The organism is Epilithonimonas sp., assembly GCF_032054305.1.
GTDB lineage: Bacteria > Bacteroidota > Bacteroidia > Flavobacteriales > Weeksellaceae > Epilithonimonas.
In genome coordinates, this window is record NZ_DAMBSX010000001.1 from 255,880 (window position 1) to 276,303 (window position 20,424).

Sequence of the window (20,424 nt, forward strand, 5' to 3'; positions counted from 1 at the left end):
TCGAATTAACTGCGAAGATAACCATAATATAAGAATTGACCGAGAGTGAAATAGTAAAGTTTTAATTTTTTAACTTTGCAAATCTCAGTTTTTAGCTTTTACTGAAAACAAATAAACATCAGAACAAAAAAATATGAGGAAATTATCCTTACTTTTTACGAAAGACGGTTTGCAATGGCAGATTTCTAAGTCCAGAAAAGTTCTGGAGGAAAAAATCTTTCTGAAAGATGAAGAAACACCGGAAAATCTGGTTGAGGAAAAACTGAATGAAGTTTTGGCTTCGGAAAAGTTTTCTGGAATCTCTGTGATTTCTGCAATCAATCATTTTTCAATCGTTGAAGAAGGTTTTGACCAGCACGATTTGGGATATGATCTGATTTCTTATAACGCTGATGTCAAGAGAGATTCTGAGGAATTGATGTTGTCTGTAAACAAGAAATTTGGAATTCAGTTTTATTACAGTTTTCCGAAAGATTTTTATCAGAAAATAAAGCAATTGGAAGTTCCAACACATTTTAATTTTTCTGGCGAAAAGTTCCTAAATTCTTTGAATGTGAAAAACCGAAAAGAAATCCACGTGAATCTTTATCATCAGCAAGCAGAATTTTTTGCGATTGAAAATAAAAAAGTGGTTCTTTATAACAATCTGGATGCTGCTTCGGAAGTGGATTTTCTTTATTTCATTATGTTTACCCTGAGTAAAATCGATTTCGGAATTTCTGAAACTCATTTTTATATTTATGGCGAAACGACTGAAAATGAAACTTTTATTTCGGAAATGCAGAAGTTTGTTCCCAATTTGAAAATCGTTTTTGATAATCTTCACAAGAAAAATTTTGTTCTGAATTAAAATGAGCTTCAATATTGTTCAATACAAAGATTCTCACAAAACTGAAATCCTCTCTGTCTGGGAAAAATCCGTAAAAGCAACACATCATTTTTTGCTGGAATCCGATTTTGAAGAATACAAAAAGATTCTACAGAACTTTGATTTCAAAGACCTTGATGTTTTCTGTTTGGAAGAAAATGAAAAAATTGTAGGTTTTATCGGCATCCATTCGGAAAAAATAGAAATGCTTTTTCTTAATCCGGATTACATCGGAAAAGGATTAGGCAAACAATTAATCGATTTTGCATTTTCAAATTTTGACATTAATTATGTTGATGTCAATGAGCAAAATCCAAAGGCGACAGAATTCTATGAGAAAATGGGATTCGAAACTTTTGACAGAATCGAGAAAGACGATATGGGAAAACCTTATCCGATTCTCAAAATGAAACTTAAAAAATAAAAAAATGTTCAGAATCATATCCGGAAAATGGAAAGCCAAGAAAATCGCGGCGCCAAAAAATTTCGATGTAAGACCAACAACCGACTTTGCAAAAGAAGCTTTATTCAGCATTATTGATAACAAATATGACCTTGAGTTTTGCTCGGTTTTGGACTTGTTTGCAGGCATTGGCTCGATTACTTTGGAGTTTGCATCGCGCGATTGCAAAGACATCACGGCTGTGGAACTCAACCCAAAACATGCCGGATTTATAAATTCTACAGCGAATGAATTGGATATGGGATTACAGGTCAATATCCAGAGAGCGGATGTTTTTGACTGGTTGAAAAGAAAGAGAAATCACGAAAAAAAATACGAAATCATTTTCGCTGATGCACCTTTCGAAACTGAAGAAAAGAAATACCACGAAATGATTGATTTGATTCTGAATAACGAATTGCTAAAACCAAACGGTGTTTTCATTTTGGAACATCAGAGCAGATTAAAATTCTCTCATCCGAATCTGAAAGACACCAGAAAATATGGGAATGTGAGTTTTTCTTTCTTCCAAAGCGAACCAATTTCTGAATAAAATTGACTACAATATGAAGAATTTCCACATCAGATTATTAATGATTTTCATTCTGTTTTTCAGTTTAAAAATCTCTGCACAGAATTCTTACATCAATCAATACAAACCTTTTGCTACAGAACTTTCTCAGGAATTTGGGATTCCTACAACTGTTATTCTTTCGATTGCTTATATGGAAACCGGCGGCGGTACAAGTTCAGCTTGTAAAGTGCTGAACAACCATTTTGGAATGACCGGAAAAAACAACATCAACAGTTCCAGATTTAAAAGCTTCCATGATTCCAAAGCTTCTTATCGTGCCTTTTGCGAATGGGTTTCAAAAAGGAAATTCTATGAAAAACTAAAAGGCTCACAAAATCATAACGAATGGTTTGTCGCTATTGCTTCCTCCGGATATTCTACAAAACCTGCGGAATGGAAGCAAAAACTGAATCTCGTTATGAAAAAAATTGGTTTGTAAATTAATCCTGAACCAAAATCTTATCCGAATCTTTTATCGCTTCATTTCCCCAATCACAAATCGAACGCAAAACAGGAATCAAAGTTTTTCCAAATTCCGTCAAAGAATATTCTACCATTAGCGGTGGTTTTTGCGTATAAACTTTCCGCTCGATAATTCCGTCATCTTCCAGTTGTTTCAACTGCAGACTCAAGGTTCTTTCCGTGATTGTCGGGATTTCTTTCCGGATTTCATTATATCGTTTCGTTCCCATAGCAAGATGAATGAGAATGACTGCTTTCCATTTTCCTCCTATGAAACGCATTGTAACGCTTGTTCCGCAAGGAAATTTCTTATTATCGATTAAAAACATATACTATCATTATTGACCGTTATTGCAAAGTTAAGAAACACTACTTATTTTTGCAACTATAAAATTGATAGTACAAAATTATGGAAACATTTCTTACCAAAATGCAGAAAAGATATACTGTAAAAAAGTATAATTCTGAAGGAAAACTTGATAACGAAATTAAAGAACAATTGAAATCGATTCTACACCTGAGTCCTTCATCAATCAACAGTCAGCCGTGGAAATTTACTTTTGTGGAAGATTCAAGTGCTAAATCGGAATTTGCTGAAGCTTCTTATTTCAACAAAGAAAAAATCAATGATAGTAAGCTTTTAGTCGTTTTTCAGGTTTTGAAAAATGTTGAAGATTTTGAAAAGCAAATTGAGGGAAATTTACCCGAAGGTTCTATAGAATATTACAACAAAATGATAAAACCGCACGGCGAAGATTATACAAAAAGCTGGATGTCGCATCAGGTTTATCTTGCATTGGGCGTTTTGCTGAGCGCTTGTGCACAAATGGAAATCGATTCTACACCAATGGAAGGCATTGAAATCGCAAAATACGACGCCATTCTAAATAATGAAAAATACACAACGTTGTTCGCAGTCGCCATTGGTGTGCGAGACGAAAATGATTTCAATCAACCAAGACTCAAAGCCAAATCTAGATTGAATTTTGAAGAGATTCTGAATGTGATTTGATGATAAAAAGTCTTGAAAATTCAAGGCTTTTTTTGATTTTAAAAATAATTTCTAACTTTGCAGAAATAAAATTCTAAAGATTATAATGTAAAATACAGTTTCTTTTCAGGCAATCTTCTGCGGACAATCTCGTCTGCTATTGTTCATCTTAAAAAAGAAATTATGTTAATTTTACAAGTTATATCTTATCAACATCCCAATAAAGATGTTCTCTTTTCGGACATCAACTTTACACTCAATTCTCAGGAAAAAATAGCTTTAATCGGAAATAATGGTTCCGGAAAATCGACTTTGTTCAAAATAATTGCAGGCGAATTACAAGCAAAATTAGGAACTGTAAAATCAGATTCTAACATCTATTACATTCCACAGATTTTTGGTCAGTACAATCATTTGAGTATTGCTGAAGCTTTAAACTTTGATAAAAAACTGAATGCTCTAAAAGAAATTCTAAAAGGTTCTGTTACCGAAGAAAATATGGAAATTCTGAATGACGATTGGACAATTGAGGACAGAATCAAAGAAGCTTTCACATATTGGAATCTTACGGATTTTGATTTGAATCTGAAATTAGAAAATCTGAGTGGCGGACAAAAAACCAAATTATTTCTAGCTGGAATGATGATTCATCAGCCGGATTTGATTCTAATGGATGAACCTACGAATCATCTGGATTTAGCAAGTAGGAATTTGCTTTATGAGTATATCAAATCAACATCGAAAAGTCTTTTAATTGTAAGTCACGACAGAGTTTTGTTGAATCTTTTGACTAAAACCTGTGAACTCAGCAAAAATGGAATTTCGGTTTATGGCGGTAATTACGATTTCTATTCTGAGCAGAAAAAAATCGAACAAAATGCACTTGAACAGAATATTCAAAATCGAGAAAAAGAACTGAAAAAAGCTAAAGAAAAAGAACGCGAAACGATTGAAAGGCAAAATAAATTAGATTCTCGAGGAAAAGGAAAGCAGGAAAAATCAGGGGTTTCCAGAATTATGATGAACACGCTTCGCAACAAAGCCGAAAACAGCACCTCAAAACTGAAATCTGTTCATTCGGAAAAAATTGATAATATCAGAGAAAATCTCCACAACTTGAAAGACAACCTTTCCGGAATCGATAAAATGAAAATTAATTTCGATAATTCTCATCTTCATAAAGGGAAAATTTTGGTCAAAGCCGAACAAATCAATTTCTCTTATCATCAAGAAAATCTTTGGAAAGACAATCTCGATTTTCAAATTTTAAATGGAGAAAGAATTGCAATAAAAGGCGATAATGGCTCTGGAAAAACAACGTTGATAAAACTGATTTTAGGAGAAACTCAACCATCGTCGGGAAATATTTATTTATCAGAAACCAAAACCATTTATATCGACCAAGAATATTCTTTGATTAAAAATGAACTTTCGGTGTATGAACAAGCTCAGCAATTTAACATCAAAAATCTTGAAGAACACGAGGTCAAAACTATTTTAGCAAGGTTTCTTTTCTGGAAAAATGATTGGGACAAAAAATGTGAATTCCTGAGTGGTGGCGAAAAGATGAAACTCCTGCTCTGCTGTCTTTCCATTCAGAATATTTCGCCAGATATGATAATTTTGGATGAGCCTACCAATAATCTGGACATCCAGAATATTGAGATTCTGACATCAGCAATCAATGATTACGAGGGAACTTTGATTGTAGTTTCACACGATAATCGATTTTTGGAAGATATTAATATCAATAAAACTATTTCGTTATAAAAAAACGCCTCGACTAATCGAGGCGTTTCTATTTTAAACTAATTTCGCCAGATAAATCTCTGCTGGTTTTTCCAATAAATCAGGCACTTTTTCAACAAACTCTTTGATATAAGACTGTTGATTATGAGCATCCAAACCTTCTTTGCTTTTCCAAATCTCGTGAAAAATGAAAACAGTTTCGTCTTCCAAACCTTGCTGCAAATCATATTTTTCGCAAGCTTCTTCTTTTTTTGTATTAAGGACCATATGATTGAGAAGTGCTTTCAAATCCTGAATGGATTCTGTTTTTGCTTTTAAAATTGCTGTTAAATAGATAGACATTTTTATTTTTTTAGTTTAAAACTTCTGATTTGACATTCTGAAATGCATTTTTCAGATAATCTTTATATTCCTTTTCGTAGTTATCAATTCTTTCCGGCGTTGCTGCTTTTTCCATATCGTGAAAATGGAAACTTCCCAAACTTTTCATTCCTGTAAAAGCATTCATCCTGTGAAAACCAAATAAAACGCCTTCATCAACAGAATGCTGATTGAAAAATTCACCTTCCAAAGTGAAAGCAGTTTCCGGTGCATTCCAGCTCGTGGTTACGAAATAATGCTTGCCGTGCATCAAACCGCCGGTTCCGTAATTGATGGCTGGGTTAACTCTGGAACGTCCGTCACTTTTATAGATTCCGTTATTGTGACCAGCTGTAAAAACTTCATCAATATAAAATTTCAAACGATTCGGAACCTGGAACCACCAAACGGGAAAATGATAAACCACAACATCCGCCCATTTAAAATTTTCTGCTTCATCAACTGGGTTAAAATCATCATTAATATTAGTTATTTTGATTTCAAAGCCTTGCTTATCAAGCGTTTCTTTTGTCCATTTTGTAATTGTATTATTAAAACTTCCGCCGGAATGTGCGAATTTTTGTCCACCGTTGATTATAAATATTTTCATTGATTTTTTTATTTAATAATTTAATGATGCAAAGTTCCGACAGAAAAATCAATTATAAAAATAATATAAATTATATATTTGCATTATAATTATGATAATAAATGATAAATCTAGAATGGCTTCGAACCTTTAAAAGTGTTTATGAAACTCAGTCTTTTACAAAAGCTGCACGGGAATTGTACATTTCCCAGCCAGGCGTAAGCCTTCATATTAGCTCGCTGGAAGCTTATGTTGGCTATTCTTTGTTCGAAAGGATTTCAAAGAAACTAATTCCAACAGAGAAAGCAAAGATTCTTTATAATTTCACTTTGGAACCGCTTATAAAATTGGAAACAGCCGAGCAAACTTTTCATAAAACTACAAAAACCGAACGCCCGACTGTGAGCATCGGAATGTGTTTTGAAACGTTTCAGTTCACATTGGAAAAGCATATTCCGAATTTTGATTTCAATGTGATTATCAGGTTTGGATTGTATGAACAGATGTTTTCGGATTTGGATAATGGCGTTTTGGATTTGATTATCACACCAAGAAAAACCAATCTGAAAAATTTGGCTTTTGATAATTTTTCTAAAGAGAAAATAGTCTTGATTAATGGAACTGGAACCGACACTTCAGAATTCAAAAATTTAATTAAAAAGAATAAAATCGAAGAAGCAGAAAACTGGCTGAAACAACAAATTTGGTATAGCACAGCAGCGGATATGGAACATCTGAATAATTTCTGGAAAGCGAATTTTAATAGACATCCGGATTTTAAACCAAATTATATTGTTCCGAATATTTGTTCGATTGTCCGTTGTTTAAGTGGTAATTCCGGATTTTCTGTTGTTCCGGATTTTCTTTGCAAAAAAGAAATTGCAAACGGTGGAATCGATATTACTTGGGAAGGCAATAATAAAATTGAAAACACACTTTATTTCGGCGAACGTGTAAAAAACAACGTACAAAATGAGATTGACAGAATCAAAGACATTTTCCGAAACGAGAATTTTTAGTTTAAAACCACAAAAGGCACAAAAACTATATTTAGATTTATGAAAGGCTTCGACTCCGCTCAGCCTGACAATGTTAATCGGAATATTATTAGGAATGTCATCCTGAGCGGAGTCGAAGGATTTTAATAATTTTGTTAAAGAACTTTCAGTTCCAAATCAATTGATTTCCCGAAGAATTTTTTAGAGATCTTTTCGAAGTTTTTGGTAATATCTGACAAGAAAAATTGGTAGGTAGATTGATGATTTTCCTCGTTCAAAAGATTGTGTTTATCCAAAATCATTTTCAACTGATTGGCAACGATGTTTGGAGAATCGATGACGCGAACCCGGTTTCCGTAATATTGTTTGATTTCGTCTATCAACAATGGATAATGGGTACAACCAAGAATCAAGGTCTCAATGTTTTTCAATTTACTGTTGCTTAGATAATTATAAATAATAGAATGCGTAATCGGATGATTTTTAAAACCTTCTTCAATTGCCGGAACCAGAAGTGGCGTTGCCAATTCATCAACTTTGATGAACTTATTATGCTTACGAATCGATTTTTTATAAAGTCCTGAATTCACCGTTGCTTTCGTTGCAATCACGCCAACATTATTGTGAATCTCATACGAGACTTTTTCAGCAACCGGATTGATGACATCAATCACAGGCACTTTTTCCGCCACCAATTCCTGAACTTCGTGAAGTGCATTGGCTGTCGCTGAATTGCAGGCAATGACAATTGCTTTGCAATTTTTCTCTAATAAGAACTTCGTAATTTTTGTGGAATAACCAACAATGGCCTCACGGGATTTTTCGCCGTACGGAAGATGTTTGGTGTCGCCAAAATAAATCAAATCTTCGTTGGGCAACAATCTTTTAATTTCTTTCGCAACCGTCAATCCACCAACGCCGGAATCAAAAATCCCGATTGGCTGATTGGCTGAAAGATGGGTGTAGTCGGCTTTTTTCTTTTTCAAGAGATAATCTTTTATCTGTTATTTTGAACGCAAAGTACGCAAAGTTTTTTTGACCATTACAATGTTTTTAAGTTCGCAAAGGCGTAAAACTCAGCAAAGATTTAGCTTTACAAAAATAGGGAAATTAACATTTAAAATCATAATTTTTGTCATTCCGTAAGAATCTCAGAGGTTTAGATTCCTACGGAATGACAAACGTAATGTTTACTAGAATAAAAAATTTAAACGATAAATAAATCGCTTGCAATTCCGTCTGCTAAAAACCAATGTTGTTCAGGAATTTTGAGGTAATTATTTTCTATTTTAAGAATTCCACATTCTAATTTAGATTTGATTTCTTGATTGAGATAATCGATTATTTCTGAAGAAAAGTTCTGATTGATTTTTTGCAAATCTACGCCCCAAATTGTTCTCAGACCAATCATCATCATTTCGTTGAATCTGTCTTTTTCAGAAAGGATTTCTTTTTCTATTGGAAGAATATTTTGATTAAGATTTTTGATATAGATAGGATTATTGGCAATGTTCCAACTTCTTTCCAAGCTGCCATTATAAGAATGCGCCGAAGGACCAATCCCTAAATATGGTTCAGATTTCCAATAAGCAGAATTATGCTTTGAATGAAAGCCCGGTTTTCCAAAATTTGAAATCTCGTAATGGTCAAATCCGTTATCTTTCAAGAAATCCTTCATATAATAGAAACCCTGATTCTGTTCTGCTTCTTCGGGAGAACTGATTTTTCCATTTTCAATCCATTTTTCCAAAGCTGTTTTGGGTTCAACAGTCAGAGCATAAGATGAAACGTGAGGAACTTGTAACTCGATGGTTTTATTGAGATTTTCTTTCCAAATCTCAAAATTGGAAGTTGGCGAGCCGTAAATCAAATCGATGCTGAGATTTTCCAATCCAAAATCCTGTGCTCTTTTAATCGAATTTTCTGCTTCGGAAGCATTGTGTGCACGATTCATCAGTTTCAAATCTTTATCAAAAAAACTCTGAGTTCCGATAGACAAACGATTGATTTCGGTTCGAGATAATTCTTTTAGGAAATTTTTATTCAAATCATCGGGATTGGATTCCAGTGTAATTTCTATATTTTTATCAAAACTGAAATATTTTTGAATCTCGTCAATCAAAGATTTGATTTCATCAACACTCAAAACAGAAGGTGTCCCTCCACCGAAATAAAGAGATTTGAGAGTTTTATTATCAAGTTCATTTTTCCTTAATCCAATTTCTTTTTTGATGGCGAGAAGCATCTCATCTTTTAAGTTAAAAGATGTTGAAAAATGAAAATTACAGTAGCTGCATTTCTGCTTGCAAAAAGGGATGTGAAGGTAAATCATTAAAAAAGCCCTGAAAAATCAGAGCTCAAAGTTATTCAAATTAATCTTATCTATATCGGAAACCTCTTGTGTTGATAAAGTTTTCTATATTAAAACCAATAGACAACATAAAACTATTTCCAAAATTCTCTGTTAGTTCCGAAACACCAAAATTGTAAACACCACCAAATGTAAAATTGCCTACTCTACCTTTGATGATTGGCGACATCCCAAGATTTTGGCTTCCGACAGCGCTTTTTGCACTTCTGAAACTGATCCCTGCAGAGAGATTATTCCTATCTCCGAAAACAGTTGCCATTAAATTATAATCAAATATCCTTGAAGAATTGGTGTTAAGGTTCATCATCAAAGATGGAGTTACAAAAATCCCATCGGTAAAATGCCAATCATACCCCGCATTAAGGTAGAATTTTGTCGGTGAGGGTTCTATACCGTTTACAATCGGAATATCATTACTGATAGGAATATCGATGACGGAAATACCTCCAAAAAAGCCTCTATACTTTACAGCAGCACCCAAATTGGCATAAGCAATAAAAATATCATTCGTATTCTCTCCCAAAACAGGATCACCTGGTTGCTCAGGATTGAGTTTTGTATAATCGATATTCATATTATAGAGATTCGTTCCTATACCAAATGAGAACTGGTCCTGCCTGTCTTCTTCATCCGAAAGGGGTATAAAGTAAGAAGCACCTAGCATCAAACCGTTAGATGATATCGGACCATTCTGATCTCTGAAAAATGCAATACCTGCTCCTACCCTGTCAAAAACATTGGCATGTAATCCTATAGTTTGTACATTAGGAGATTCATCGAGTTGTGAAAACTGCTTCTGGTAATTTAGATTCAAAACCACATCATCTGTTTTGCCTAACAAAGCAGGGTTGAAAAGAAAATCCCCATCCAATAGATATTGTTGATAAAAAGGTAAGGTCTCTTGTGCTTTACTCTCTATAAAAAAGCCAGTAAAAAACAAAAAGAATATTTTGTAATATGTATAATTCTTATTCACAACACAAATATATAAAACTCTAATTATTATCGAGATATTTTCTCCAGCGTTCCGCAGCTTCCTGCATATCTTTCGGCATTGGGCTTTCGAAGTACATTTCTTTCTTTGTAGTTGGATGTATGAATCCCAATGTATGCGCATGCAGTGCATGTCTTGGTAAAACTTCAAAAACATTCTGTACAAACTGCTTATACTTTGGAAGATTGATACCACGCATGATAATATTCCCTTCATACCTCTCATCATTGAACAACGTATGTCCAATATGTTTCATATGGGCACGAATCTGATGTGTTCTTCCTGTTTCCAACTTACATTCTATCCAGGTCATATACCGAAATCGTTCCAAAACCTTGTAATGTGTAACGGCATGTTTGCCATGACTACCATCTTCATATGTGTACATCTGCATCCTATTTTTTGGATGTCTTCCAATATGTCCGGTTATTGTTCCTTGATCATCTTTTACATTTCCCCAAACAAAAGCCCAATAAAGACGTCTGGTTTTTCTGTCAAAAAATTGTTTGGCCAGATAGCTTAGAGCATATTCGGTTTTTGCGATGACCAGCAATCCGGAAGTATCTTTATCAATTCTGTGGACCAATCCTACCCTATCCAGATCGGAATTATAATTCGGGTCTTTTGCAAAATGAAATGCCAATGCGTTGACCAATGTACCATCCCAATTTCCAAAACCAGGATGAACTACCATTCCCGCATCTTTATCTACAACGATCAGATCTGCATCCTCATAAACAATATTGATAGGGATGTCTTGTGGAATAATGACATTTTCCCTTGGAGGATGAGCAAGAAGGACACTGATCTCGTCTCCTGGCTTTACTCTGTAATTTTGCTTTACAACAATCCCATTTACAACAACATTACCAGCTCTGCAAGTTTGGGAGATCTTGTTTCGGGAAGAATTTTGACGAAATAAAGATAAATATTTATCGACCCGAAGTGGCTCCTGATTTTTATCTACTTTAATATTAACATGTTCGTACAATCCACTGTTTTCATCTTCATTGGAATTATCATCAATTAATATTTCATCCTCTAAGAATTCTTCGTTCTCGTCAAGCATATCCTTATTTTAAAAAGGCTTCAACTAATTAGTCGAAGCCTTTATTAATTTTATTTTTTTATTCAATAACTACCTTTTTCGGCTTTGGTTTTTCTACAGGCTTTGTGGCTTGCGGCGCTGTTCCATTCTGTTTTGGAACTGAATTAGGACTTGCCGCTGGTTGGGTATTTGCCGGTTTTGGCTTTGCAACATTTGGTGTATTTCCTGATGCAGATTGCTCTGTAGTTGCAGGTACTTTTTGAGTCTGAGGCTTTTGTTCAATTGGTGAAACCTCATTATACTGTATTGGTGCCAATGTCGTATCTATCTTTGGGCGATACATTTCATCCAATTGTTTAATTTTATTCTGTAATTCGGCTGGTGTTTTTTTACTTGCCCAAAGATCAATTTGCATTCCCTGATCTCTTTGAGCCCCAAATTCCGGATCCTGATAATAGACAATATCAGATTCATCTTTTCCGCCATCTTCGTACTCCACAATCCCAACTTCGAATAAAGCTTGAGCGATAATCTTCTTTGCTTCCTGAACTGTTCTTCCTACAACATTAGGAATAGAAACATTTCTTAAAGGACCTGACCCAATAACCAAATCAACAGTAGAGAACTTAGGTAACAAAGTCCCTGGTTTTATACTCGAGCCATTAAAAATAATTCTGAGAACCGCATCTCTCTGAATACTTGGTTCATAAAGCGTGTCTCCGACTTTCAGCCCGACAAGATTCAGTTGATTGAATGCCAAACCTTTATATCTGTCAATAATATCAGGAACAGCCACTTTTGCCCAGGTTTTAGGATTAACTTTCAATACAATAGCTCTTCCGTTTTTCACATTAGAACCAGGCGAAGGGAAAACAGCTAAAACCTGAAGAGGACGGAATTTAGGATCATATTTGAAACTATCTACCTCATACTCCAGACCAGAATCATCCAACACTTTTATAGCATCATGCACGGTCATATTCATCACATTAGGAACAGGAGCTTCTTCCCCATGATTGGTATGAAACTCCAGCCAACGGAACGTGAGCCAGACCAGACCGGCAAAAAATGCCATTGCCAAAACTATATTAAGTAATACTTTCCAATGGAAAAGCGATTTGAACATAATTATCCTTTTTCAGAAACGTAACGCAAATATAGATAATTAAATTGTATTAGTCCTTGATGAAAAGCTTCAAAAAAGAAAATCGGTCATTTGGCATAAAAATCTTATTTTTGTGCTTTGAAATATATATGGAGTCTATACAAGTTCACGACAAAAGTTTCGTCCCTTACCTGAAACATGATGAAATTCAGGAAATTATAAAAAGCCTAGCCGAAAAAGTTTATGAAGATTACAAAGATGAAACTCCGATTTTCATTGGAGTTCTAAATGGTGTGATCATGTTTTTCTCAGATTTTCTAAAATATTATCCTGGCAAGTGTGAAATTGCATTTTTGCAGGTAAGTTCTTATTCCGGAACTCAGTCCACAGGAATTGTCTATAAAAAAATGGACCTTACAAAAGATGTTGTAGACCGTCATATCATTTTGATGGAAGACATAGTGGATACTGGGAATACATTGGAAAACCTTTTCGAATATTTTAAAAACACGCAACGTCCAAAATCCCTAAAAGTGGCTACTTTGCTTTTGAAACCTGATGTTTTCAAAAAAGACTTCAAAGTAGATTATGTTGCGAAGGAAATCCCAAATAAGTTCGTACTAGGTTACGGATTAGATTATGATGAACTGGGAAGAAACTTACCCGACTTATATCAATTAGAGGAAGGCAGAATCAATCATTAAGCTTTCTCAAGAAGAAATAAATCTATAAATTAAAGAAAATATGATCAATATTGTTCTCTTTGGCCCTCCGGGAAGTGGAAAAGGAACCCAAGCTCAGCATCTTATCGAGAAATTCAATCTAAAACAAATTTCTACTGGAGATCTTTTTCGTTACAATATGAAAAATGACACGGATCTTGGAAAATTAGCAAAATCTTATATCGACAAAGGAGAGTTGGTCCCTGATCAGGTGACGATTGATATGTTGGTCGATGAATTGAGAAAGCCAACTGAAACCAATGGTTTTATTTTCGACGGATTTCCAAGAACTGCTACCCAGACAGAAGCTTTGGAAACTATTGTAAAAGAACAGTTGGATTCTAAGATCAGTATTTGTCTTTCATTAATTGTGGATGACGAAGTTCTTGTGGAAAGACTTCTGAAAAGAGGGGAAACCAGTGGAAGAACTGATGATTCTAACGAAGATATCATCCGCAACAGAATCACAGAATATTATACAAAAACTGCAGAAGTTGCAGAATTATATAAAAAGCAAGGCAAATATGTAGAGGTTAACGGAATCGGAGATATTTCCGAGATCTCTGAAAAACTATTTGCTGAAGTAGAAAAAATCAAATAAAAGAAACTTACATTTTTAGAGAATAGATCATAGATCATCTTGAAAGAGTCTATTATCTATTCTCTATTTGTCTATAATACTAGTAATATGTCAAATTTTGTAGATTACGTCAAAATCCATTGTACAAGTGGTCACGGCGGTGCCGGATCTGCCCACCTTCGCAGAGAAAAATACATTCCGAAAGGAGGCCCGGATGGTGGTGATGGCGGACGCGGTGGTCACGTAATAATGAAAGGAAACGCTCATGAATGGACCCTTTTGCCATTAAGATACACCCGACATGTGAAAGCTGAACGTGGACAAAATGGTCAAAAGAATCAACTGACAGGTGCTTATGGTGCAGATGTTTATATCAATGTTCCTTTGGGGACTATTGCAAAAAATGAAGATGGTGAGATCATAGGAGAAATCCTGGAAGATGGACAAGAGATCATACTGATGGAAGGTGGAAAAGGAGGGAAGGGAAACGAGCATTTCAAATCCTCTACCAACCAAACGCCTAGATATGCGCAGCCAGGAATGGAAGGTCAGGAAGGCTATGTTATCTTTGAACTAAAACTACTTGCCGATGTTGGATTAGTAGGTTTTCCTAATGCTGGTAAATCAACTCTTCTCTCGTCTGTTTCTGCTGCAAGGCCTAAAATCGCAGATTATGCCTTTACAACTTTGACACCCAATCTTGGAATCGTGGAATGGCGAAATTACAAATCTTTTGTAATGGCTGATATTCCTGGAATTATCGAAGGAGCTGCGGAAGGTAAAGGTCTTGGACACAGATTTTTAAGGCATATTGAAAGGAATTCGATCTTATTATTCCTGATTCCTGCAGATTCGGAAGACCATTTCCAGGAGTTCAAAATCTTGGAGAATGAATTGAAAGAATACAACCCGGAATTAGTCGATAAAGATTTCATTTTATCTGTTTCAAAAGCTGATCTTTTGGATGATGAGCTGAAAAAAGAGATCGCTGCAGAATTTCCGGAAAACAGACAGCCTTTATTTTTCTCCGGCGTTACTGGCGAAGGCCTTCAGGAACTGAAAGACGCCATCTGGAAAAAATTGCATGGATAAAAATTTAAACTATTAAATCATGAAAAAAATCTGCTCATTATTGTTAATTACAACATTTTCTTTTGCTTATTCTCAAATTCATTTTGGTGTGAAAGGTGGTTATAATCTTTCGGATTTAAAATGGAAAATGAACTCTGGTTCCAACGATGTTAAATTTGATTCCAAATCTTATTTTTACATAGGAGGATTCATAGAATTCAAAATCACAGACAAATTTTCTTTACAAGAAGAAATAAGTTATACTGAATTAGGCGGCAAATTAGTATCTGATGTTTTAGAATACAATGGAGAAGCATGGGTAAAAATTGCCAATAATGAGTATGATTATCGTTATCCTCAAATCCAAAATTCGATATTGGCAAAGTACTATCCAATCCAGAAGCTAGCTGTTATTGGTGGTCTAAATCTTGGAATTAATATTAATCCAAATATTAAAACATCTTATCAATATTATTTTGAAGGAACCGATGATGGAAAATTGGAAAATGTGAATATCATTAACGTTTTTCCTTTTGTTGGAACAGAATTTCATATCACAAGCAAGCTGTTTGCTGATGCAAGATATCATTTTGGAATCAATAACATGCATGATAATGATTATTTCAAAGTAAAAAGTAACTTCTTACAAATAGGTTTAGGTTATCGATTCAAATAATTTAGGAACAATTATTGAAAGCTTAAGTCAAAAATTTGCTATGAAATATTTATTCAGTCTATTCATTATTTTGGGATTAATGTCTTGCACAAGTTCACAAACCTCCAAATATTCTAAAATCGAATATGAAGTTGGTCCTTGTTTCGGATTCTGTCCCATTTACAAAATCACTATTAACTCTGATAGAACCGCAATCCTAGAAGCAGAACATTTCAATTTCTCAGAGGGAGAAGGAAAAGGTGACTTTGACAAACCCAGAGAAGGTACCTTCAAATCTACTATCAACAAAGAGGATTTTGACAAATTGATAGCTTTGACAGATGATGCCGACATAAAATCATTATCGGATAACTATATTGACAAAAGAATAATGGATGCATCCAAAAGCAATCTAAGAATCTATTTCTCAGACGGAACCAAAAAAGACATTGCAATGTCTGCAGGAGAAAAACCAGAAAAGCTAACGACACTCTATACTTACATCTCAGAATTAAAACAAAACCAAAAGTGGGAAAAAGTTAACTAAAAACTTTATTTTAAATAAGTTACCTTTGCAAAACATAAATTCCTTCTGAACGGAAGGGATTTTTTATTTACATTAAAAAACATTTCATTTGAATTTCGAACAATTAGGTTTAATAAAACCAATACTAGACGCACTAAAAGTACAAGGCTACGAACACCCCACACCAATACAGGAAAAAGCAATCCCATCCATTCTTCAGAAAAAAGACTTGTTGGGAAGTGCACAAACAGGAACTGGAAAAACAGCTGCTTTCGCTATTCCCATCCTACAAAATCTTTCTGAAAAAGAACAACATAGGAATCAGATCAAAGCTTTGATCTTGACACCAACAAGGGAACTGGCAATCCAGATAGAAGAAAACTTCAAGGCTTACAGCAAAAATCTTAAACTTAGATCCCTTGTGATCTTCGGTGGTGTAAAACAACATCAGCAAGAACAACAAGTGAAAAAAGGAGTTGACATCCTGATCGCAACGCCGGGCAGATTATTAGATTTCATTTCCCAAGGAATCATCAAGCTCCATCATTTGGAAATCTTCGTTTTGGATGAGGCTGACAGGATGCTTGACATGGGATTTGTTCACGATGTTAAAAGAATTCTGAAATTGATCCCGGTGAAAAGGCAAAACCTTTTCTTCTCTGCAACAATGCCGAAAGAAATAGCAAAATTGGCTTCTGAGATTCTTGTGAATCCTGTAAAAGTAGAAGTTGCTCCGGTTTCTTCTACCGCAGATACAATTCAGCAAAGCATCTATTTTGTAGAAAAAGATAATAAAACAGATCTATTGATCCATCTTTTGCAAGACCAGAAATTGGATCAGGTATTGGTATTTTCCAGGACCAAACATGGGGCTGATAAAATAGCAAGAAAACTGCACCAATCCAAGATCTCCGCTGAAGCCATCCACGGAAACAAATCCCAGAATGCAAGACAAAATGCACTCAACAATTTCAAATCGAAAAAAACGAGAGTTCTGGTTGCAACAGATATCGCAGCAAGAGGAATTGATATTGATGAGCTGAAATATGTCGTAAATTATGAGCTGTCCGATGTTTCCGAAACTTATGTCCACAGAATTGGGAGAACTGGTAGAGCAGGTTCAGAAGGAACTTCCTTTTCGTTTGTTGACGGTTTGGATCTGGCTAATCTTAGAAATACCGAAAAACTGATCGGAAAGAAAATCCCTGTTGTAGCAGACCATCCTTATCATACCAATGATCTGGTTGAACAAAAAAGGGACAGTAATAACAAACCCTTTACTCCAAGGCCTAAACCTCAACAAAAAACAGAGATTAGCTTTAAGAAACCTAAAAATAAAGGATTTTTCAGAAATAAATAAATAAATAAAAAACCGGAAGAAATTTCCGGTTTTCGTATTTTTAATTATTGATTCAATCCAAACAATCTCAGAGCATTTTCTGTCGTGATTCTATCAATCTCATTAAAATCTGTTTTGTAGATATCAACTAACTTTCCTGCAACCAGCTCTACATATGCACTTTCATTTCGTTTTCCTCGGAAAGGAACTGGTGCGAGATAAGGTGAATCTGTTTCCAATACGATTTTATCCAATGGGATTTCATTTAGAAATTGATCGATTTTCCCATTTTTAAAGGTCACTACTCCACCGATTCCAAGAATAAAATTAAGGTCAATGGCGTGATTAGCTTGTTCGAGATTCCCTGAAAAACAATGAAAGATCCCACGAAGTTTTGGATGTTTTTTTCTTTCCAGAACTTCAAAGGTCTCTTCGAAGCTTTCTCTTGTATGGATTACAATTGGAAGATCTCTTTCTATTGCCCAATCAATCTGTTGTTCGAATGCTTTTATTTGAATATCCAAAGTTGATTTGTCCCAATATAAATCAATTCCGATTTCTCCAATCGCTACAAAATCTCTTTGGTCAAGGTAATTTTTTACCAATTGCAATTCATTCTGCCAAGAATCTTGCTGAACAGAACAAGGATGCAGTCCCATCATAGAAAAAACCTTATCCGGATATTCGGCTTCTAAAAGGAGCATTTTCTCGTGTGTTTCGGAATCGATTGCGGGAAGGAAGAATTTTTCCACGCCTTTATCCAAAGCATGTTGAATCATTTCGTGACGATCATCATCAAACTGATCGGAATATAAATGGGTATGAGTATCTATCATATTGTTTTGCGACTGGCAGTTGGCAAATAGCTAATAGCCATAAGCCGAAAGCAATTAGCCAAATATCTTATGTTTAACTTTCTTTTGCTGTTCAATTATCTTTTGATTGATCTTTTCCAGAAATTCTTGGAATTTTGGATTTTTCTCATCATTGGTTTTGTGATTCAGAGCCGTGATGATCTTATTATTTTCATTGATAAATACTTTGGTCTCATCAGAAAAATATGCATTCCCGAATTTTTCCCAAATGTACTGAACTGCTTGAGAATTAGGATGGATCATATCATCTTTGTAAAATCTGTAATCGCGGAGGTCGTCCATCATTAACTCATAAATTGGTAAATAATGGCAATTTTCTTTTTCGAAAATCGATTCATGAATCGCATTGATCAATTTAGATTTGCTCAATTGATTTTCAACAATTCCGTCTTTCGTATGACGCACAGGAGAAATCGTGAACAGAATCTGGACATCATCTTTGCAAATATCGTTCAGAATTTCGATGGTTTTGTTGATTGAATCCGTCAGTTCCAGATGTGATAGAAATCTTTTATCAAAGAATTTCTGCGGAATCTTATGACAATTAGCAACCAACCTATTTTTTGGAAGAAATTCATAAATGTAAGAAGTTCCAAATGTGATAATCACAAAACTTGTATTTTGCAAAAACTGGTTAGCTTCTTCTATATTTTGGTTGATTTTCTCCAAAGACCTGTGCGCATACCGGGAATCAAAGGACGAATGATGATCAAGGCTGATGTAATTTTCATTAGCTAAAATCAAATCATTTTCCTGATATTCCTTGGCGTCATAAACTTGCTGAATAACCTGAAGAATAGAATAAGGATTAAAAATCGTTCCGAATGGATTGTTCAAAGACTGGATTTGACCTTGCGAGAATTTTTCATGCATCTCCGTAGCAAAACAAGAACCTATGGAAAATATACAATCTTCGATTCCTATTTTACTTTCACTTTCATTGATATCTACTTCTGTTCTGAATTTCATTACTAGTCGAAATATTGTGTTTTTTTAGACTCTTTCTTAGCTTTCTCTTCTCAAAAGATAATTGGCCAATTCTCTAAAAGGCAATTTACTTTCGTCCGGAAGATTGATTTTATCCAAATAAGACTGTCCTATCTCGTTATGTTTTTGGATCAATCTCAGAACTTTGTCATCAACTTTTGTTCTTCGAAAAATCTTCTCTACAGAATAAACCTTATCAACATTATCCGTTTTTTTGGAATACCAGTAATTCAGTTCAGACAACTCTTCCTTATTTGCGTGTTCAAGAGCCAAGAGATAGAGAATCGTCTTTTTGTTTTCATAAATATCACCAGCATGCTTTTTTCCAAATTGTTCCTGATTTCCAAAAACATCCAGATAATCATCCATGATCTGGAAGGCAATCCCTATATGTTTTCCAAAGTTGTACATCGCTTCAGCATCTTGTTCTGAGGCACCAGCAATCAAAGCACCGATCTGGAAAGATGATGCGCTTAAAACGCCAGTTTTGAATGTGATCATTTGGATATAATCTTCGTAAGTTACGTTTGACATATTTTCAAAATTGATATCAAACTGTTGTCCTTCACACAAAACCGCACCAGTTTCAGAGAAGATCTTGATGCATTTTTTGAATAATTCAGGTTCCAGATCTTCGAAAAACTGATAGGCCTTAATCAAAAGCGCATCTCCAGAAAGTATCCCAACATTGATGCCGTGCAATGTGTGAATTGTCGGTTTGTTTCTTCTCAGTGGTGCTTCATCCATGATATCATCATGAATCAAGGTAAAATTATGGAAAAACTCTATTGCCAAAGAAGGTTTCAAAGCTTTGTCCAAATCACCATTGAAAAGGTCACAGGCCATCAACACCATTATCGGACGAAGTCTTTTTCCACCATGAGAAATGATGTAATTCATCGGTTGGTACAACTCGTCAGGTTTATTGGTGAAGGTATGTTTTTCGATAGCTTGTGCTACAATTTTCTGATACTGGTCTAGAAATTCCATTTAAAATCTTGTTTAGGGCAAAAATACGATTTTTAAAAATGTCCTACCAAGATTTTGAATCTTGTTTTTGTCAGTTTTGGTATCATTTAAAATAAAAAAGCTTCCCAAAAATGAGAAGCTATATTTTT

At 34.7% G+C, this 20,424-nt stretch carries 24 protein-coding genes; 13 read left to right on the top strand and 11 right to left on the bottom strand.

Annotated features, from left to right (window positions below; translation table 11 throughout):
- Positions 1-133: 133 nt before the first annotated feature.
- From RTX21_RS01285 to RTX21_RS01300, 4 genes are read left to right on the top strand one after another with little or no spacing between them, the layout of a single operon-like run.
- Complete coding sequence (locus RTX21_RS01285) at positions 134-850, top strand: DUF3822 family protein (protein ID WP_312764853.1); 717 nt, start codon at positions 134-136, stop codon at positions 848-850.
- A gap of 1 nt (position 851) precedes the next feature.
- Positions 852-1,292, top strand: coding sequence for a GNAT family N-acetyltransferase (locus RTX21_RS01290; protein WP_312764855.1), 441 nt, complete (start codon positions 852-854; stop codon positions 1,290-1,292).
- Between the two features lie 4 nt (positions 1,293-1,296).
- A complete protein-coding gene (locus tag RTX21_RS01295; RefSeq protein WP_312764857.1) occupies positions 1,297-1,863 on the top strand; it encodes an RsmD family RNA methyltransferase in 567 nt (188 codons plus the stop codon).
- Between the two features lie 13 nt (positions 1,864-1,876).
- Positions 1,877-2,323 (top strand): glucosaminidase domain-containing protein, encoded by a 447-nt coding sequence (locus RTX21_RS01300; RefSeq protein WP_312764858.1) that lies wholly within the window; start codon positions 1,877-1,879, stop codon positions 2,321-2,323.
- A gap of 1 nt (position 2,324) precedes the next feature.
- Here the strand turns inward: RTX21_RS01300 and RTX21_RS01305 are convergent, their stop codons facing one another.
- Positions 2,325-2,675 carry a helix-turn-helix domain-containing protein gene (locus RTX21_RS01305; RefSeq protein ID WP_312419218.1) on the bottom strand — a complete coding sequence of 117 codons (351 nt, stop codon included), beginning with the start codon at positions 2,673-2,675 and terminating at the stop codon, positions 2,325-2,327.
- 80 nt (positions 2,676-2,755) lie between these two features.
- Between RTX21_RS01305 and RTX21_RS01310 the strand changes: the two genes are divergently transcribed.
- Together RTX21_RS01310 and abc-f are read left to right on the top strand one after the other, a co-directional pair.
- A complete protein-coding gene (locus RTX21_RS01310; RefSeq protein WP_312764859.1) occupies positions 2,756-3,358 on the top strand; it encodes a nitroreductase family protein in 603 nt (200 codons plus the stop codon).
- Between the two features lie 162 nt (positions 3,359-3,520).
- A complete protein-coding gene (gene abc-f / locus RTX21_RS01315; protein ID WP_312764861.1) occupies positions 3,521-5,107 on the top strand; it encodes a ribosomal protection-like ABC-F family protein in 1,587 nt (528 codons plus the stop codon).
- Between the two features lie 33 nt (positions 5,108-5,140).
- Here the strand turns inward: abc-f and RTX21_RS01320 are convergent, their stop codons facing one another.
- Together RTX21_RS01320 and RTX21_RS01325 are read right to left on the bottom strand one after the other, a co-directional pair.
- Positions 5,141-5,428, bottom strand: a complete 288-nt coding sequence (locus tag RTX21_RS01320) for a putative quinol monooxygenase (RefSeq protein WP_312764863.1) — start codon at positions 5,426-5,428, stop codon at positions 5,141-5,143.
- Positions 5,429-5,438: 10 nt separating this feature from the next.
- On the bottom strand, positions 5,439-6,056 hold the full coding sequence (locus RTX21_RS01325) for an NAD(P)H-dependent oxidoreductase (protein WP_312764864.1): 618 nt from the start codon (positions 6,054-6,056) through the stop codon (positions 5,439-5,441).
- A 101-nt stretch (positions 6,057-6,157) separates the two neighbouring features.
- Between RTX21_RS01325 and RTX21_RS01330 the strand changes: the two genes are divergently transcribed.
- Positions 6,158-7,054: a LysR family transcriptional regulator gene (locus RTX21_RS01330; protein WP_312764865.1), complete on the top strand. Its 897-nt coding sequence runs from the start codon at positions 6,158-6,160 to the stop codon at positions 7,052-7,054.
- Positions 7,055-7,188: 134 nt separating this feature from the next.
- Here the strand turns inward: RTX21_RS01330 and murI are convergent, their stop codons facing one another.
- The 5 genes from murI to RTX21_RS01355 all read right to left on the bottom strand — a co-directional run bounded on the left by murI (position 7,189) and on the right by RTX21_RS01355 (position 12,572).
- The gene (gene murI, locus RTX21_RS01335; RefSeq protein ID WP_312764867.1) at positions 7,189-8,019 is read right to left on the bottom strand and encodes a glutamate racemase; all 831 of its coding nucleotides are present in this window, start codon (positions 8,017-8,019) and stop codon (positions 7,189-7,191) included.
- Between the two features lie 221 nt (positions 8,020-8,240).
- The gene (hemW, locus tag RTX21_RS01340; protein ID WP_312764868.1) at positions 8,241-9,365 is read right to left on the bottom strand and encodes a radical SAM family heme chaperone HemW; all 1,125 of its coding nucleotides are present in this window, start codon (positions 9,363-9,365) and stop codon (positions 8,241-8,243) included.
- 46 nt (positions 9,366-9,411) lie between these two features.
- The gene (locus tag RTX21_RS01345; RefSeq protein ID WP_312764870.1) at positions 9,412-10,344 is read right to left on the bottom strand and encodes a PorP/SprF family type IX secretion system membrane protein; all 933 of its coding nucleotides are present in this window, start codon (positions 10,342-10,344) and stop codon (positions 9,412-9,414) included.
- A 55-nt stretch (positions 10,345-10,399) separates the two neighbouring features.
- Positions 10,400-11,467 carry an RluA family pseudouridine synthase gene (locus RTX21_RS01350; protein WP_312764872.1) on the bottom strand — a complete coding sequence of 356 codons (1,068 nt, stop codon included), beginning with the start codon at positions 11,465-11,467 and terminating at the stop codon, positions 10,400-10,402.
- Positions 11,468-11,525: 58 nt separating this feature from the next.
- Positions 11,526-12,572: a PASTA domain-containing protein gene (locus RTX21_RS01355; RefSeq protein ID WP_312764874.1), complete on the bottom strand. Its 1,047-nt coding sequence runs from the start codon at positions 12,570-12,572 to the stop codon at positions 11,526-11,528.
- A 128-nt stretch (positions 12,573-12,700) separates the two neighbouring features.
- Between RTX21_RS01355 and hpt the strand changes: the two genes are divergently transcribed.
- The 6 genes from hpt to RTX21_RS01385 all read left to right on the top strand — a co-directional run bounded on the left by hpt (position 12,701) and on the right by RTX21_RS01385 (position 17,465).
- Positions 12,701-13,255, top strand: a complete 555-nt coding sequence (gene hpt, locus RTX21_RS01360; protein ID WP_312764875.1) for a hypoxanthine phosphoribosyltransferase — start codon at positions 12,701-12,703, stop codon at positions 13,253-13,255.
- A 40-nt stretch (positions 13,256-13,295) separates the two neighbouring features.
- Complete coding sequence (locus RTX21_RS01365) at positions 13,296-13,874, top strand: adenylate kinase (RefSeq protein WP_312764876.1); 579 nt, start codon at positions 13,296-13,298, stop codon at positions 13,872-13,874.
- An 87-nt stretch (positions 13,875-13,961) separates the two neighbouring features.
- Positions 13,962-14,945, top strand: coding sequence for a GTPase ObgE (gene obgE, locus RTX21_RS01370; RefSeq protein WP_312764878.1), 984 nt, complete (start codon positions 13,962-13,964; stop codon positions 14,943-14,945).
- Between the two features lie 19 nt (positions 14,946-14,964).
- Entirely contained in the window at positions 14,965-15,600 is a 636-nt protein-coding gene (locus RTX21_RS01375) for a porin family protein (protein WP_312764880.1), read from the top strand.
- Between the two features lie 40 nt (positions 15,601-15,640).
- Positions 15,641-16,126, top strand: coding sequence for a DUF6438 domain-containing protein (locus tag RTX21_RS01380; protein WP_312764882.1), 486 nt, complete (start codon positions 15,641-15,643; stop codon positions 16,124-16,126).
- 88 nt (positions 16,127-16,214) lie between these two features.
- Positions 16,215-17,465: a DEAD/DEAH box helicase gene (locus tag RTX21_RS01385; protein WP_312764883.1), complete on the top strand. Its 1,251-nt coding sequence runs from the start codon at positions 16,215-16,217 to the stop codon at positions 17,463-17,465.
- A 44-nt stretch (positions 17,466-17,509) separates the two neighbouring features.
- Here RTX21_RS01385 and RTX21_RS01390 read toward each other — a convergent pair whose 3' ends face one another.
- Genes RTX21_RS01390 through RTX21_RS01400 form a run of 3 tightly spaced genes read right to left on the bottom strand, consistent with a single transcriptional unit; the run spans position 17,510 to position 20,296 of the window.
- The gene (locus RTX21_RS01390; RefSeq protein WP_312764885.1) at positions 17,510-18,280 is read right to left on the bottom strand and encodes a TatD family hydrolase; all 771 of its coding nucleotides are present in this window, start codon (positions 18,278-18,280) and stop codon (positions 17,510-17,512) included.
- Positions 18,281-18,334: 54 nt separating this feature from the next.
- The gene (locus tag RTX21_RS01395; RefSeq protein WP_312764886.1) at positions 18,335-19,288 is read right to left on the bottom strand and encodes a GSCFA domain-containing protein; all 954 of its coding nucleotides are present in this window, start codon (positions 19,286-19,288) and stop codon (positions 18,335-18,337) included.
- A 36-nt stretch (positions 19,289-19,324) separates the two neighbouring features.
- Positions 19,325-20,296, bottom strand: a complete 972-nt coding sequence (locus tag RTX21_RS01400) for a polyprenyl synthetase family protein (protein WP_312764888.1) — start codon at positions 20,294-20,296, stop codon at positions 19,325-19,327.
- Positions 20,297-20,424: the final 128 nt, after the last annotated feature.